10 protein-coding genes are annotated in these 15,830 nt (G+C 68.7%); 4 read left to right on the top strand and 6 right to left on the bottom strand.

Annotated elements, in window-relative coordinates:
• Positions 1-9: 9 nt before the first annotated feature.
• The gene (locus GXN78_RS28000) at positions 10-1,551 is read left to right on the top strand and encodes an AMP-binding protein (protein ID WP_106554619.1); all 1,542 of its coding nucleotides are present in this window, start codon (positions 10-12) and stop codon (positions 1,549-1,551) included.
• On the opposite strand, the gene GXN78_RS28005 is transcribed toward GXN78_RS28000, so the two are convergent.
• Positions 1,544-2,995, bottom strand: a complete 1,452-nt coding sequence (locus GXN78_RS28005) for a bifunctional 2-methylcitrate dehydratase/aconitate hydratase (protein ID WP_106554762.1) — start codon at positions 2,993-2,995, stop codon at positions 1,544-1,546. The two genes, GXN78_RS28000 and GXN78_RS28005, sit on opposite strands and share 8 nt — an antisense overlap.
• 17 nt (positions 2,996-3,012) lie before the next feature.
• A complete protein-coding gene (prpC, locus tag GXN78_RS28010; protein WP_106554618.1) occupies positions 3,013-4,170 on the bottom strand; it encodes a 2-methylcitrate synthase in 1,158 nt (385 codons plus the stop codon).
• A 102-nt stretch (positions 4,171-4,272) separates the two neighbouring features.
• On the opposite strand from prpC, the gene GXN78_RS28015 reads away from it, so the two are divergent.
• Positions 4,273-5,823, top strand: coding sequence for a short-chain fatty acyl-CoA regulator family protein (locus tag GXN78_RS28015; RefSeq protein WP_106554617.1), 1,551 nt, complete (start codon positions 4,273-4,275; stop codon positions 5,821-5,823).
• Between the two features lie 671 nt (positions 5,824-6,494).
• Here GXN78_RS28015 and metE read toward each other — a convergent pair.
• Complete coding sequence (gene metE, locus GXN78_RS28020) at positions 6,495-8,816, bottom strand: 5-methyltetrahydropteroyltriglutamate--homocysteine S-methyltransferase (protein ID WP_106554616.1); 2,322 nt, start codon at positions 8,814-8,816, stop codon at positions 6,495-6,497.
• 70 nt (positions 8,817-8,886) lie between these two features.
• On the opposite strand from metE, the gene GXN78_RS28025 reads away from it, so the two are divergent.
• The gene (locus GXN78_RS28025; RefSeq protein WP_106554615.1) at positions 8,887-9,813 is read left to right on the top strand and encodes a LysR family transcriptional regulator; all 927 of its coding nucleotides are present in this window, start codon (positions 8,887-8,889) and stop codon (positions 9,811-9,813) included.
• 6 nt (positions 9,814-9,819) lie between these two features.
• On the opposite strand, the gene GXN78_RS28030 is transcribed toward GXN78_RS28025, so the two are convergent.
• Positions 9,820-11,685 (bottom strand): AAA family ATPase, encoded by a 1,866-nt coding sequence (locus tag GXN78_RS28030; protein WP_106554614.1) that lies wholly within the window; start codon positions 11,683-11,685, stop codon positions 9,820-9,822.
• A 112-nt stretch (positions 11,686-11,797) separates the two neighbouring features.
• Positions 11,798-12,694: a 3-hydroxyisobutyrate dehydrogenase gene (gene mmsB / locus GXN78_RS28035; protein ID WP_106554613.1), complete on the bottom strand. Its 897-nt coding sequence runs from the start codon at positions 12,692-12,694 to the stop codon at positions 11,798-11,800.
• Positions 12,695-13,096: 402 nt separating this feature from the next.
• On the opposite strand from mmsB, the gene ltrA reads away from it, so the two are divergent.
• The gene (ltrA, locus tag GXN78_RS28040) at positions 13,097-14,605 is read left to right on the top strand and encodes a group II intron reverse transcriptase/maturase (protein ID WP_164255457.1); all 1,509 of its coding nucleotides are present in this window, start codon (positions 13,097-13,099) and stop codon (positions 14,603-14,605) included.
• Positions 14,606-14,694: 89 nt separating this feature from the next.
• On the opposite strand, the gene GXN78_RS28045 is transcribed toward ltrA, so the two are convergent.
• Positions 14,695-15,810 (bottom strand): enoyl-CoA hydratase/isomerase family protein, encoded by a 1,116-nt coding sequence (locus GXN78_RS28045; RefSeq protein ID WP_106560690.1) that lies wholly within the window; start codon positions 15,808-15,810, stop codon positions 14,695-14,697.
• Positions 15,811-15,830: the final 20 nt, after the last annotated feature.

A 15,830-nucleotide genomic window follows, 5' to 3' on the forward strand; every position in this document is an offset into this window, starting at 1 on the left:
GGCGCCGCGATGCGCCTCATCGACTATCTCGACAAGGGGGCCATGCTGGGAGCGCAGGCCCCCTGCATGCGCATGGGCGACAAGGACCTGTCTTATGCGCAGGTCCAGTCGCTGAGCCATCGCGTGGCCCGCGTGCTGCAGGGCTTCGGCATCCGCCCCGGAGCCAAGGTGGCGGTGCTCTCGGGCAATGACCCGGTTCCTTTCTCCTGCGTGTTCGGCATCTCGCGCGCGGCTGCGGTGTGGTGCCCCATCAACCCGCGCAACGAGGCTGCGGAGAACCGCTTCGTGCTCGATGCCTTCGACTGCGAAGGCCTGCTGTTCCACAGTGCCTATGCGCCGCTGGTCGCACAGATCCGGCCCGAGCTGCCCAAGCTCCGGGCGCTGGTGTGCCTGGACCAGGCCCTGCCCTTCGCACCTTCGCTGGACCAGTGCCTGGCCGGCGTGGACGAGGCGCCGCTCGACGTGCCCGCCATCGACGACCTCGCGATGATCGCCGGCACCGGCGGCACCACCGGCAGCCCCAAGGGCGTGATGCTCTCGGGCCGCAACCTGGAGAGCATGTCGGCACTGACGCTGATGGGCTATCCCTTCGAAGGCCGCCCCGCCTACCTCGCGCTGGCCCCGCTCACCCATGCGGCCGGTGTGCTGTGTTTGCCGGTGATGGCGCTGGGCGGGTGCGTGGTGATCATGCCCAGGCCCGACCTGGGCGAGTTCCTGCACCTCATCGAGCAGCACCGCATCACCCACACCTTCCTGCCGCCCACGCTGATCTACATGCTTCTGCAGCATCCGCAGCTGGAGCACACGCGGCTCGACTCGCTGCAGTGCTTCTGGTACGGCGCGGCGCCCATCGCGGCAGCCCGGCTCGAGGAGGCGCTGCACAAGATCGGCCCCGTGATGGCACAGCTTTTCGGCCAGACCGAGGCGCCGATGATGGTGTCGATGATGGCGCCGAAGGAGCATTTCAACGCCGACGGCTCCGTCGCCCGCCGGCGCCTCGCCTCCGCCGGCCGCCCCGGCCCGCTGGTGCAGGTGGGCATCATGGACGCCGACGGCCGCCTGCTGCCCACCGGCGAAAGCGGCGAGATCGTGGTGCGAGGCTCGCTGGTGATGATGGGCTACTACAAGGACCCGAAGGCCACCGAGGAGGCCTCGCGCCACGGCTGGCACCACACCGGCGACATCGGCTTGCTCGACGCCGACGGCTTTCTCTACATCGTGGACCGCGCCAAGGACATGATCATCAGCGGCGGCTTCAATATCTACTCAGTGGAAGTCGAGCAGGCCCTGCTCGCCCATCCCGACGTGCAGGACAGCGCCGTGGTCGGCCTGCCCGACGAGAAATGGGGCGAGCGCGTGGTCGCGGTGCTGCAGCTCCATGCCGGCCGCAGCTGCGAGGCCGAGGCCATCCAGTCCTTCGTCAAGGCCCGCCTGGGCAGCGTGAAGGCGCCCAAGCAGATCGAGATCTGGCCCGAGCTCCCGCGCTCCAAGGTGGGCAAGGTGCTCAAGAAGGACATCCGCGCGATGCTGCTGGCGGCGCAGCTCAGATGACGTAGAGGTCGACGTACTCGTGCACCGGCATCGCTTCCAGCGCGCGCTGGTCGAGCGACACGGCGAGGATGGCCTCCTGCTGCTTCTTCGCGAAGCGGCGCGCGAGGTTGGTGCGGAACTTGGCCTCCAGCAAGGGGATGCCCTCCTCCCGGCGGCGCTTGTGGCCGATGGGATAGTCGACCACCAGCTCTTCCAGCTTCGTGCCGTCCTTGAACGCGACGGTCAGCGCATTCGCAATGCTGCGCTTGTCGGGGTCGTGGTAGTCGCGGGTGAACTGCGGGTCTTCCACGCAGACGATTCGCTCGCGCAGCGCGTCGATGCGCGGGTCGGCCGCCACCGCGTCTTCATAGTCGCTCGCCGTGAGCCGGCCGAAGAGCAGCGGCAGCGCCACCATGTACTGGATGCAGTGGTCGCGGTCGGCCGGGTTGTTCAGCGGGCCCTTCTTGTCGATGATGCGGATGCAGGCCTCGTGGGTGCGGATGGTCACGCGCTCGATGTCTGCCGCCGTGCGGCCGGCCGCCTTCAGCTGCGCATGCAGATGCATCGCGGCCGCCACCGCCGTCTGGCTGTGGAACTCGGCCGGGAAGCTGATCTTGAACAGCACGTGCTCCATCACGTAGGAGCCGTAGGGCCGCTGGAAGCGGAAGGGCTGCCCCTTGAACAGCACGTCATAGAAGCCCCAGCCCTTGGCCGTGAGCACGCTGGGGTAACCCATCTCGCCGGACTTCGCGATCAGCGCCAGGCGCACCGCGCGACTGGTCGCATCGCCGGCGGCCCAGCTCTTGCGGCTGCCGGTGTTGGGTACATGGCGGTAGGTGCGCAGCGACTGCCCGTCGACCCAGGCCAGCGAGACGGCGTTGAGGATCTCCTCGCGCGTGAGGCCCAGCAGCTGCGCCACCACCGCGGTCGAGGCCACCTTGACCAACACCACGTGGTCGAGCCCCACCCGGTTGAAGCTGTTCTCCAGCGCGATGCAGCCTTGGATCTCGTGTGCCTTGATCATGGCGGCGAGCACCGCCTTCATCGCCAGGGGCTTCCTGCCGGCGGCCACCGCGTTGCGGCTGAGCCAGTCGGCCACCGCGAGGATGCCGCCCAGGTTGTCGCTGGGGTGGCCCCATTCGGCGGCGAGCCAGGTGTCGTTGAAGTCTAGCCAGCGGATCATGGCGCCGATGTTGAAGGCGGCCTGCACCGGGTCGAGCTGGTAGGAAGTGCCGGGCACCTTCGCGCCGTGGGGCACCACCGTGCCGGGCACGACCGGGCCCAGCAGCTTGGTGCAGGCCGGGTACTCGAGCGCCTCCAGGCCGCAGCCCAGGGTGTCGATCAGGCAGTTGCGGGCGGTCTCGTAGGCCAGCTCGCTGCGGATCTCGTAGCCGAGCACGTAGTCGACGATGTCGACCAAGGGCTGGTCGAAGGGCGGGCGGATGTTGCTGATGGATGCGGACATGGTTTCCTTCTTCATGTTCAAACGCGTTCCGCGATGGGAACGAAGCGCAGATCCTCCGGCCCCACGTAGTTGGCGCTCGGGCGGATGATCCTGTTGTCGATGCGCTGCTCGATGATGTGCGCGGCCCAGCCGCTGGTGCGCGCGATCACGAACAGCGGCGTGAACATCGCGGTGGGCACGCCCATCATGTGGTAGCTGACGGCGCTGAACCAGTCGAGGTTGGGGAACATCCGCTTGGCCTCCCACATCACCTTCTCCAGCCGCTCGGCGATGTCGAACATGCGCGTCGTGCCGGCTTCCTGCGACAGCCTCTTCGCCACCCGCTTGATCACCTCGTTGCGCGGATCGGCCACCGTGTAGACGGGGTGGCCGAAGCCGATCACCACCTCCTTCGCCTCGACCCGGCGGCGGATGTCGGCCTCGGCCTCGTCGGGCGTGTCGTAGCGCTTCTGGACCTCGAAGGCCACTTCGTTGGCACCGCCATGCTTGGGCCCGCGCAGCGCGCCGATGGCGCCGGTGATGGCCGAGTACACGTCCGAGCCCGTGCCCGCGACGACCCGTGCGGTGAAGGTCGAGGCGTTGAACTCGTGCTCGGCATAGAGGTTGAGCGAGGTGTGCATCGCCCGCTCCCAGCCGGCCGAGGGCGGCTTGCCGTGCAGCAGGTGCAGGAAGTGTGCGCCGATCGAGTCGTCCTCCGTCTCGACCTCGATGCGCCGGCCTTGCGTGGACCAGTGGAACCAGTAGAGCAGCACCGAGCCGAGCGAAGCCATCAGGCGGTCCGCGATGTCGCGAGCGCCGGGCGTGCCATGGTCGTCCTTCTCCGGCAGCACGCAGCCCAGCGCGGAGACACCGGTGCGCATCACGTCCATCGGATGCGCGCTCGCGGGCAGGTGCTCCAGCGCCTCTTTCACGCTGGCCGGCAGCCCGCGCAAGGCCCTGAGCTTCGCCTTGTAGGCGCGCAGTTCCGCCGCGGTCGGCAGCCTGCCATGCACCAGCAGGTGAGCGACCTCCTCGAACTCGCAGACCTCGCCGATGTCGAGGATGTCGTAGCCGCGGTAGTGCAGGTCGTTGCCGGTGCGGCCCACGGTGCACAGCGCGGTGTTGCCGGCCGCGACGCCCGAGAGCGCCACGGATTTCTTCGGCTTGAAGCCGGTTGCAGGAGATGCTTGCGTCATGCTTCGCAATCTACGCAAATTCGATTCCATAATGAAGGACTGAAATAGCGAAGCATTGTGAATGGTGCGAACGCAGTTTGCGAATTTTGCGAATCACCGACGATGAAGAAGACCTTCATGGGCGTGCGCCTGCGCCGCCTGCGCGAGGAGCGCAACCTGAGCCAGGTGGCGCTGGCGCAACAGCTGGGCCTGTCGCCCAGCTACCTGAACCAGATCGAGCAGAACCAGCGGCCGCTGACGGTGGCGGTGCTGCTGCGCATCAGCGCCACCCTGGGGGTGGACGTGCAGGCCTTCTCGGACGACGAGGAGGCGCGGCTGGTCGCGACTCTGCGCGAGGCGCTGGCCGACAACCCGGGCGGCGAATCGGTGTCGATGGCCGAGTTGCGCGAGCTCGCGACGCAGATGCCGGTCGTCGGCCGCAGCCTGGTGGCGCTGCACCGGCGGCATCGCGAGGCGCTGGAGCGCATCTTGACCATCGCATCCGCGCTGGGCGACGGCCGCGAGGAGCTGGCCCGCCTGCCGCCCATGCCCTTCGAGGAGGTGCGCGACTTCTTCTTCGCGCAGCAGAACCACATCGCCCCGCTCGACGATGCCGCCGAGGCGCTGGCCGCGGCGTGGCGGCTGCGCGAAGGCAACCCCGGCGACCGGCTGGCGCAGCGCCTGCTGGAGCAGCACGGCGTGCGCGTGGTGCCGATGGAAGGCGATGCACCGCAGGACCAGCGGCGTTACGACTCCGCTACCCGCGTGCTGCGGCTGTCGCCTGATCTGGAGCCGGGGCAGTACGCCTTCCAGATGGCGACGCAGCTGGCCTTCCTCGAGATGGATGCGCAGCTGCAGGCGCTGGTGGAGAAGGCGTCCTTCACGAGCGACGCGGCGCGCGCGCTCGGCCGCATCGGCCTGGCCAACTACTTCGCCGGCGCCCTGCTCCTGCCCTACGGCCCCTTCCTTGCCGCGGCCGAGGCGCTGCGCTACGACATCGACCAGCTGGCGCGCCGCTTCGGGGTGGGCTTCGAGACCATCTGCCACCGCCTGAGCACCCTGCAGCGGCCCGAGGCGCGCGGCGTGCCTTTCTTCTTCATCCGCGTCGACCGGGCCGGCAACATCTCCAAGCGCCAGTCGGCCACGCACTTCCACTTCTCGAAGACCGGCGGCACCTGCCCGCTGTGGAACGTGTACGAGGCCTTCGCGCAGCCCGGCCGCATCCTGACGCAGCTGGCGCGCATGCCCGACGGCCGCGCCTATTTGTGGATCGCCCGCACGGTCTCGCGCGGGCACGGCGGCTGGGGCTCGCCCGGCAAGACCTTCTCCATCGGCCTGGGCTGCGACATCAGCCACGCGCCGCGGCTGGTGTACGCCAAGGGCCTGGACCTGCGCGACCCGGAGGTGCCCACGCCCATCGGCATGGGCTGCAAGGTCTGCGAGCGCGCGGCCTGCCCGCAGCGTGCCTTTCCCTTCCTGGGGCGGCCGCTGGATGTGGACGAGAACCAGAGCCGGTTCACGCCGTATGCGGTGGCGCAGACGCATCCCGCCGGGTTGGCCATGAAGGGGCGGTTTGCTGGGCGCGTCGCGAAGCCCGTCAGCATCGAAGCGATGAAGGAGGCCACTGCCGAAAGTGCAATCGCAAGGCAGCGCAGGGGCGGACCATCGCGCTGACTCGTATCAGTTCGCGAGCAAGAAAATCGAGAAACGTTCATGTGCCTGCGCACTGCAAAGGCGCCCACGGGTGCGCTGCGGCGCGCCACTGTGGCGGTCGTCGCTGCGCGCCGACTCCCCTGCGATGCTCGCGCAGCCGGCCTGCCGCAGAACTCGCGCCGTTCACTTCGTTCACTATGCTCAAACAGCTGCGGCAAGCTAGATCACGAAGCACGCCTGTCCTTCGGCAGGCGTGCCGGCCGGCTGCGCTGCGCTTCTCGGCGCCACAGAGGCGCGCCGCAGCGCACCCGTGGGCGCCTTTGCGGGATGCGTTGTGCCGGTTTCTCAAACACCAACCACCCAACACCGCGAACGCTGGAGCGAGAGCGGGTTCGGTATTCAGAACATCCCCAACGCCTCCTCCGCGGAAGGTGGTCTGCGGACCGGGCGATTTCTGGGGCGGCGAGGAGCGCAGTCTGGGGGCGGGCGCGCCTGCCGAAGGACAGGCGCGCTTCGTTTTCTAGCTCGCCGCACCTGTTTGAGTGCAGTGAACGAAGTGAACGCAACGAGTTCTGCGGCGCCGCCCCCAGGCGAGCACCGGAGCGGAGTCGGCGCGTAGCGACGACCGCCCCAGTATGAGCCCGGACCGCAGACCGCCTTCCGCGGCGCGCGCACCTGCATTGCCGCGCGTATCAAGTGCCGAGCGCCAGCTCCTGCCGCAACAGCTTCGCCGCCGCCACCATGTTCACCAGCGCCGCCTCGGTCTCGGCCCATCCGCGCGTCTTCAGGCCGCAGTCCGGGTTGACCCACAGCTTCGACGGCGGCACCACCGCCGCGGCCTTGCGCATGAGGCGCACCATCTCCTCGACCGCCGGCACGCGCGGCGAATGGATGTCGTAGACGCCGGGGCCGATCTCGTTGGGGTATTCGAAGTCGCCGAAGCCGCGCAGCAGCTCCATGTCGGAACGGCTGGTCTCGATGGTGATCACGTCGGCATCCATGGCCGCGATCTCGGGCAGGATGTCGTTGAACTCCGAATAGCACATGTGGGTGTGGATCTGCGTGCGGTCGCCCACGCCCGAGGCGCTGATGCGGAAGGCGCGGGTGGCTCCCTCCAGGTAGGCCTTCCAGCCGGCCCGGCGCAGCGGCAGGCCCTCGCGGATGGCCGGCTCGTCGATCTGGATGATGCCGATGCCGGCACGCTCCAGGTCGACCACCTCGTCGCGGATCGCCCACGCGATCTGCTCGGTGGTGACGCTGCGCGGCTGGTCGTCGCGCACGAAGGACCATTGGAGGATGGTGACGGGCCCGGTCAGCATGCCCTTCATCGGCCGCGGCGTGAGGCTTTGCGCATAGGCGGTCCACTCGACCGTCATCGGCGCCGGGCGCGCGACATCGCCGAAGATGATGGGCGGCTTGACGCAGCGCGAGCCGTAGGACTGCACCCAGCCGTTGGCGGTGAAGGCGAAGCCGTCCAGCTGCTCGCCGAAGTACTCGACCATGTCGTTGCGCTCGGCCTCGCCGTGCACCAGCACATCGATGTCGAGCGCTTCCTGCTTGCGCACTGCGAGCGCGATCTCGGCGCGCATCTTCTCGCGGTAGCCCGCCGCATCGAGCTCGCTGCGCTTGAAGGCGGCGCGCGCGGCGCGGATCTGCGCCGTCTGCGGGAAGGAGCCGATGGTGGTGGTGGGCAGCGGCGGCAGCGCGAAGCGCACCCGCTGCACAGCTTGGCGCTCGGCGAAGGGTGAAGCGCGGCGATCGTCGCCGGCCACGCGGCGCGCGAGGCGCAAGGCCACCTCCGCGCGATGCACGCGCGGGCTGGCGCGGCGCGCCGCGACTGCAGCACGGGCGGATGCGAGCGCCTCTGCGACGCCCTCCTCCTCGCCGTCGAGCGCGGCGCGCAGCACGCGCAGCTCGCCCAGCTTCTCGACCGCGAAGGCCAGCCACGACTTCAGCTCGGCATCGAGCTGCTTCTCCGCCGCCAGGCTGAAGGGCACATGCAGCAGCGAGCAGGAAGGTGCGATCCACAGCTCGCCCCGGTGCTTGGCGGCGACCGGCCGCAGGCGCGCGAGCGCGGCATCGGGGTCGGTGCGCCAGATATTGCGGCCGTCGACGATGCCGACCGACAGCACCTTGTGCGCCGGCAGCCAGTCGGCCACGCCGGTGAGCTCCTCGGGCGCGCGCACCGCATCGACGTGCAGGCCGGCCACCGGCAGCTGGCAGGCCAGGCGCAGGTTGTCCGCGAGCGGCGAGAAATACGTGGACAGCAGCAGCTTCGGCGCGTTGCGCGCAAGCTGCCAGTAGACGCGCTCGAAGGCATGGCGCCAGGGTTCAGGCAGGTCCAGGCCCAGGATGGGCTCGTCGATCTGCACCCATTCGACGCCCTGCGCCTTCAGGCGCGCCAACACCTGCTCGTAGACCGGCAACAGGGATTCGAGCAGGCTGAAGCGGTCGAAGCCGGCTTGCTTCTCCTTGCCCAGCCAGAGAAAGCTCAACGGCCCGAGCAGCACGGCCTTGACCGCGTGGCCGGCCTTCTGCGCCTCTGCCACCTCGTCGAAGAGCCGGACCGACGCCAGGCCGAAGCGCGTATGCGGCGAGAACTCCGGCACCAGGTAGTGGTAATTGGTGTCGAACCACTTGGTCATCTCCAGCGCGAAGCGGCCGTGCCCGCCATGGGCGCAGCCGGGGTGGTCGTGCACCTCGGCCGCGACGCCGCGCGCCATCGTGAAGTAGCGCGAGAGCTCGGGCTCGTCGCCCTTGAAGTCGAAGCGCGCCGGCTCGCAGCCCAGCAGCTGGATGTGGTTGGCCACGTGGTCGTAGAAGGCGAAGTCGCCCACGGTCACGAAGTCCAGGCCGACGTCGCGCTGGGCCTGCCAGTGGCGTCGACGCAGATCGCGGCCGGCCGCTTCGAGGGCCTCGCGGTCGATCTCGCCGCGCCAGTGTTGTTCGAGGGCGAACTTGAGTTCGCGCTGCGCGCCCATGCGCGGGAAACCGAGGGTGTGGATGCGTGTCATCCCCCGATGGTCGGGCTTCCTGCACTATGATTCAAACGAAAGCTTTTGCCGTTCAACTTGAATTTTATTCATGGCCCAGTCCATCCTCGAGATCCGCCACCTGCGCACCCTGGTCGCGCTGCGCGACACCGGCAGCCTGGTGCGCGCGGCCCAGCTGCTCAACCTCACGCAGTCGGCGCTGTCGCACCAGATCAAGCTGCTCGAGGAGCGCTACGAGGCGGCCCTGTTCGAGCGCAAGTCCGTGCCACCCCAGTTCAGTGGCGCCGGTCTGCGCCTGCTGCAGCTGGCCGACGCCGCGCTGCCGCTGGTCGAGGAAGCGGAGCGCGACCTGTCGCGGCTGGCGCAAGGCGGCGCCGGCCAGCTGCGCATCGTGGTCGAGTGCCACACCTGCTTCGACTGGCTGATGCCCGCCATGGACGCCTTCCGCACCCGCTGGCCGGAGATCGAACTGGACATCGTCTCGGGCTTCCACCCGGACCCGATCGCGCTGGTGCTGCAGAAGCGCGCCGAGGTGGCCATCGTCTCCGAGCAGGATGCCGCGGAGACGGTGGACTACCACCCGCTGTTCCGCTTCGAGATCATGGCGCTGGTGGCCAACGAGCATCCGCTGGCGGCCAAGCCCTACCTGACGGCGCGCCATTTCGCCGACCAGACGCTGATCACCTACCCCGTGCCCGACGAGATGCTCGACATCGTGCGCCAGGTGCTGGCACCGGCCGGCGTCGAGCCCGCGCAGCGGCGCACCACCGAACTCACGGTCGCGATGCTGCAGCTGGTGGCCAGCGGCCGCGGCATCGCGGCCCTGCCGCTGTGGGCGGTGCAGAACTACCTGGACCGCGGCTACGTCACGGCCCGGCCGGTGGGCAAGAAGGGACTCACGGGCGAGCTGCACATGGCCTGCACCGCATCGACCTCGGCTCGGCCCTGGCTGGAGGACTTCGTGAGGATCACGCGGGAGAGCTGCTTCAAGAGCCTGCCGGGGATCAAGCTGTTGTGAGCGCCCTCAGGCGACCAGCGCCACCGGCGCGCGTTGCCCGACCAGCTCCAGCACCCGCTCGCCCGACACCGTCTCGTGGGCCAGCAGCTCGTCGGTCAGCGCATCCAGTGCGCGGCGATGCGCGCGCATGAGCTGCTGGCACTGGAGGTTCAGCGCCTCGAGCAGCTGATTGGCCTGGCGCACCGCTGCCGAGATCTGCCGGGAGGCATGCTGCGCCGGGAGCGCGCCGATGCTGAAAAGCGTGCCGTCCTGCCCGAAGCCGTAGCGCCCCACCATGTCGAGCGCCAGCTTGGACGCCTGCTGCAGGTCCTGGCTGGCCCCGCTCGACGCCTCGTCGAAGACGGCCAGCTCCGCGTTGCGCCCGCCCAGCAGCATCTGAATGTGCTTTTCCATGTCGCTCTTGAGCACCAGCGTCTGGTCCTCCTCCTGCGTGACGAGCGTGACGCCCAGCGCACCGCCGCGCGGCAGGATGGTGACCTTCTCCACCTTGCCGTAGCCCAGCACCGCCGAGACCAGCGCATGGCCGGCTTCGTGCACCGCGATGTAGCGGCGCTCGCGCTCGCCGAGCGCTCGCTGCGCGCCGTTGAGCTCGCCGATGCGCGTGGTCTCGATGGCTTCCATCAGATGGCTCATCGTGACGGTACGGCTGTCCGCGCGCGCGGCCACGAGCGCCGCATGGTTGACGATGTGGGCGATGGTGGCAGGCGACAAGCCGGTGGTCAGCCGGGCGAGCTGCTCGTGGTCGATCGCGCCTTCGGTGCGCAGCTTGCCCGCGTACAGCCTGAAGATCGCAGAGCGGTCGCGCACGTCCGGCAGCTTGACGTGGACGCGGCGGTCGAAGCGGCCTTCGCGCAGCAGAGCTTCGTCGATGTGCTCCTCCAGGTTGGTCGCACCGACCACGATGACGCCTTCGTTGGCCTCGAAACCGTCCATCTCGACCAGCAGCTGGTTGATGATGCGGTTGCTTTCCGACTCGGCAGGCCCCGCGCCCGCCGAGGTGCGCTTGGAGATGCCGTCCAGCTCGTCGATGAACAGGATGCAGGGCGCATTCTTGCGTGCGGTCTCGAAGAGCTTCTTGACCTTCTGGACGCCGACGCCATAGAACTTCGAGGTGAACTCGCTGCCGTTGGTGGCGATGAAGCGCGCGCCACATTCCCCGGCCAGCGCCTTCGCCAGCAAGGTCTTGCCCACGCCGGGGCCGCCGAGCATGAGCACGCCGCACGGGGCGCGCGCCCCGATCGCCCGGTAGCGGCCGGGGTCCTTCAGGTAGTCGACGATGTCCTGCAGCGCGTGCTTGGCCTCGCCCGCGCCGATGACCTCGTCGAAGCCGACGCCGGTCGGCGCCTCGACCAGCTTCGCGCCGCCGCCGATCGAATCGCGCATCGTGTAGACCACGAACGCAACCAGCAAAAGGGGCAGGAGGATGCCGGCCAGGTCGCGCGCGGTCGTGAGCGTGCGGTTGTCCGCGGCAGGCGCGCCCACGGTGCTGTCCGGCAGCACGACGAGCTGGAACGGGTGCGCGCCGCCTTCCTTGGCCTGGGCGACGGCCACGGCAGCAAAGGAGCCGCGCCCGTCGACCACGAAGTAGCGCTCGCCCGCGGTGGTGGAGACGAGCAGCGCGTTGGGCGCAAGACCCACGGCGCCGACCTGGCCGGTACGCAGGTCGCGCAACAGGTCGGAACCGTCCTTCTCGACGGCGGTCCAGGCTTCCGGCGCATGGCGCATCTCATGCGCCGGCCCATCGAGCCGGCGAGTCGGCGAGCTGTCGTTCAGATGGAGAAACACGGCCGCGGCGGCGAGCGCAGCCAGGGCAAGAACGAGGACGAGGGCCAGGCGGCCCTTCGAGCGAAGAAGTCGATGGAAATGCTTCATGCGGCGGTTGCGCGGTCGGGGGATGCCGGATCGTAGGCAATCCACCGCGCGCAAAGCCGCCTGGGCGCCGCGGCGCGCAGGTAACAGTCAGGCTGCGTGCAATTGTTGGCGCTCAGCCGGCCTTCTGCACCAGCTTGATCACGCTCGAGAAATCCAGCACCCCGTGCCCCGCCAGGCTGTGCGCCGCATACAGGTTGCGCGCCAGACCGCCCAGCGGCGTCGAAGCGCGCACTGCCGCGGCGTTCTCCTGCGCCAGGCCCAGGTCCTTGAGCATCAGGTCCGTGCCGAAGCCACCGGCATAGCCCTTGGAAGCCGGTGCGTTCTCCATCACGCCCGGCAGCGGGTTGTACTTCTCGAGCGCCCAGTTGCCGCCCGAGCTGCGGCGCATGATCTCCGACAGCACCTTGGGGTCCAGCCCGTTGGCCACGCCCAGCGCGATGGCTTCCGAGGTGCCGATCATCAGGATGCCGAGCAGCATGTTGTTGCAGATCTTGGCGATCTGGCCCGCGCCGGCCTCGCCGGCGTGGAAGATGTTGGCGCCCATCTTCTCCAGCACCGGGCGCGCGCGCTCGAGGTCGGCCGCGGCGCCCCCGACCATGAAGGTCAGCGTGCCCGCGATCGCGCCGCCGGTGCCGCCGGAGACGGGCGCGTCGATCACCGCCACGCCGCGCTTCGCGCCGGCCTGCGCCAGCTTGCGCGAGGTCGCCGCGGCGATGGTGCTGCTGTCGATCACGAGCGTGCCGGGCGCAATGCGCTCCAGCAGCCCCGGCTGGCCCTCGCTGCCGAAATAGAGCGACTCCACATGCTGGCTCGCGGGCAGCATGCTGATCACCACCTCGGCGCCGGCCAGCGTATCGGCCGCGGACGCGGCGATGGGAACGCCTTCGGCAGCGAGCTTCTTGCAGGCCTCGGCCGAGAGGTCGAAGGCGCTGAGCACGTGGCCGGCCTTGTGCAGGTTGAGGGCCATGGGGCCACCCATGTGGCCCACGCCGATGAATGCGATCTTCATGCTTGTCTCCGGTGCGCCGGTCAAAACCGGCGAGGTGTTGTGAATGAAAGAGTCATACGTTGAAGGCTTAGCCAGCTACGGCGGCCCCGAGTCATGCGTACACATTCGTGAGGGTGTGGGCGAAGCGTTGACAGGGGTACGCGCGGGCCGGGTATCGAGCCGCGTAATACATGCCCCGCGGCGAGAGCTGCGGGTGGTCCGGGGTGCCGAGGTTGTCGGAGAAAGCCGAAGGCCACACCGATGCTGCCGCTTTGGCGAGGCGGCATCGGACCCCGCGCGGTCAGAGACCCCGCGCACGCGCGGAAACACCTCGCACGGGAACCGGGAGATCCCGCGTCCTTCTGCGCAGCGCTGGGAAGCGCCTGGCGCAGAGCGCATCGTGAAGCCCAAGGGCGTACGACGATGAGCCACGGGCGCGGGAAGTCGGACTGCTGCGTAGTACCGAAGAAGCTGCCGAACAAGGCCGCGGGGGAAGCCCCTGCGGCGGCGGAGGCGGTGGAGGGAAGGCGGCAGGCCAAGGGCAATGCCATCGCGGCGCGCATGTCCCGCAGATCGGTGCGGGTCTATGACATGGGAACCGCGCTCGATGGCATACGACAGACGGCAAAGGGCCGTCGTGGTGCGAGGTTCACTGGACTGCTGCATCACATCTACGCGGTCGAGCGCCTGCGGGCGGCCTACCTTGCGCTCAAGCGCGATGCGGCCGCCGGGGTGGACGGCCAGACCTGGCAGACGTACGGGCAGGACCTGGAGGGCAACCTCCTGGAACTGTCCGAGCGGCTGGCCCGAGGGGGCTACCGGCCCCAGCCTGTCAAGAGGGTGTACATCGACAAGGCCGACGGCAGCAAGCGCCCGCTGGGCGTGCCGGCGCTGGAGGACAAGCTCGTGCAGCGCGCCACGGTCGAAGTGTTGAACGCCATCTACGAGCAGGACTTCCTCGGGTTCAGCTACGGCTTCAGGCCCGGCAAGAGCGCGCACAACGCGCTGGATGCCGTGGCGGTAGGTGTGAGCAGCAGACGAGTGAACTGGATACTCGATGCGGACATAGCCAAGTTCTTCGACACGATCGAAAGGGACTGGCTGGTGAAGTTCATCGAACACCGCGTGGCTGACGCGCGCGTGGTGCGGCTGATCAAGAAATGGCTGCACGCGGGCGTGCTGGAAGACGGCAGGCTGACGCAAAGTGAGTTGGGTACGGTTCAGGGTGGGAGCATCAGCCCGCTGCTGGCCAACATCTACCTGCACTATGCGTTCGACCTGTGGGTCAAGCAGTGGAGGGGGCGCCATGCCCGAGGCGACGTGATCGTCGTGCGCTACGCCGACGATTGGGTTGCCGGGTTCCAGTTCCGCGACGATGCCGAGCGCTTCCAGCGCGCGGTGGCCGAGCGGCTGGGCCAGTTCGGGCTGAAGCTGCACCCCGAGAAGACGCGGCTGATCGAGTTCGGGCGCTTCGCCCGCGAGAACCGACGCCGCAAGGGACAAGGCAAGCCGCAGACCTTCGACTTCCTGGGGTTCACGCATTGCTGCGGGACGACGAGGAAGGGCCACTTCATGGTCCTGCGACTCACCAGTGCCAAACGCCTGCGAGCCAAACTGCAGGTGGTCAAGCTCGAACTCAGAAGGCGCATGCACCAACCCATCCCGGAGCAGGGCCAGTACCTGCGGGCGGTGGTGACTGGGCATGCGCGCTACTTCGGCGTGCCGTGCAACGGCGCGCGGCTGAGGGCATTCCGCTTCCAGGTCGTCGGGTTGTGGCACCGCACGTTGTGCCGCCGCAGCCAGAGCCACGACCTGCCTTGGCGACGCATGTATCGCTTGATGGCGCACTGGCTGCCTGTTCCGACCATCTGCCACCCTTACCCGAACCAGCGTCTGATCGTCACGACCCAAGGCAGGAGCCGTATGCGGTAGCTCCGCACGTACGGATCTGCGGAGGGGGTGCTGGGTGACTGGCATTCCTACTCCTACTTCTTTCTGGTGAATGCGTATGCAGGGCGGGGTCAGGCCAGCCGGGCCAGCGCTTGCGGCATCTCGCCGCGCGGACGCAGGTGGTCCTCGACGAATTCCGGCGTGATCTCCTCGAGCGTGGCCGGGTTCCATTTCGGATTGCGGTCCTTCTCGATCAGCAGCGCGCGGATGCCCTCGGCAAAGTCCTTGTGCGCGCAGAAGCCCAGCGAAGTCCAGTACTCGAGGCGGAATACCTCCGCCAGCGACATGTGCTTGACGCGCTGCCACAGCGCAAAGGACATGGCCGCAGTGCTTGGCGCGCCCTTGGCGAAGGTCTGGGCGGCGGTCTGCAGCCAGGGGTCTTCCGACCTCAGCGCGCGCAGGCGCTTCGCGATGTCCAGCAGGTCGTCGCCCGCCATCAATTCGTTGATGGTGTCGAAATGCTCGCGCACCTTCGACGGCTGCCGCTCGGCGCCCTGGCCCGCCTCGGCCAGCAGGCGCGACAGCGTGGCACGGTCGGCCGCGAGCTCGCCGCTCCAGGCTGCGGCCGCGATTGCCTTCAGCACCTGCGGCTTGCGCTCCTGCGGCACCACGAGGTCGGCCAGGCCGCAGAAGATCGCATCGGCGGCGTTGAGCGGCGCCGCGGTCAGTGCCAGGAACACACCCACGCGCCCAGGCATGCGCCGCAGGAACCAGCTGCCGCCGACGTCGGGGTAGAGGCCGATGTTGATTTCCGGCATCGCCACCCGGCTCTGCAGCGTCACGACCCGGTGCGAGGCGCCCGCCATCACGCCCACGCCCCCGCCCATCACGATGCCGTGGCCCCAGCACAGCAGGGGCTTGGGGAAGGTGTGGATCAGGTAGTCGAGCTCGTACTCTTCGCGGAAGAAGTCCTCCGCATAGGTGTTGCGTGCCGGGCCGCAGGCCAGCAGCGTCTGGTAGAGCTGCCGCAGGTCGCCGCCGGCGCAGAAGGCCTTCTCGCCCGCGGCCTGGAGCACTACGCCGGCCACGGACGGGTCCTCTGCCCATTCGCGCAGCTTCGGCGTGAGCAGGCGCACCATCGCCACCGACAGCGCGTTGAGCGAGGCCGGTGCGTTGAGGGTGGCGACGCCGAAGCGCTTGCCGCCGGCGGTCTTGATTTCTTCGAAGAGAACTACAGGGTCGGTCATGGGGTGTCGAGTCGGGAAAG

This window comes from Variovorax sp. WS11 (genome assembly GCF_010499245.1).
Lineage (GTDB): Bacteria > Pseudomonadota > Gammaproteobacteria > Burkholderiales > Burkholderiaceae_C > Variovorax.

Coding starts and splice junctions, on each gene's coding strand:
- GXN78_RS28015 (WP_106554617.1), top strand. CDS start 4,273: ATGAAGAAGACCTTCATGGGCGTGCGCCTGCGCCGCCTGCGCGAGGAG.
- GXN78_RS28005 (WP_106554762.1), bottom strand. CDS start 2,995: ATGTCCGCATCCATCAGCAACATCCGCCCGCCCTTCGACCAGCCCTTG.
- metE (WP_106554616.1), bottom strand. CDS start 8,816: ATGACACGCATCCACACCCTCGGTTTCCCGCGCATGGGCGCGCAGCGC.
- GXN78_RS28025 (WP_106554615.1), top strand. CDS start 8,887: ATGGCCCAGTCCATCCTCGAGATCCGCCACCTGCGCACCCTGGTCGCG.
- GXN78_RS28000 (WP_106554619.1), top strand. CDS start 10: ATGCGCCTCATCGACTATCTCGACAAGGGGGCCATGCTGGGAGCGCAG.
- prpC (WP_106554618.1), bottom strand. CDS start 4,170: ATGACGCAAGCATCTCCTGCAACCGGCTTCAAGCCGAAGAAATCCGTG.
- mmsB (WP_106554613.1), bottom strand. CDS start 12,694: ATGAAGATCGCATTCATCGGCGTGGGCCACATGGGTGGCCCCATGGCC.
- GXN78_RS28030 (WP_106554614.1), bottom strand. CDS start 11,685: ATGAAGCATTTCCATCGACTTCTTCGCTCGAAGGGCCGCCTGGCCCTC.
- ltrA (WP_164255457.1), top strand. CDS start 13,097: ATGAGCCACGGGCGCGGGAAGTCGGACTGCTGCGTAGTACCGAAGAAG.
- GXN78_RS28045 (WP_106560690.1), bottom strand. CDS start 15,810: ATGACCGACCCTGTAGTTCTCTTCGAAGAAATCAAGACCGCCGGCGGC.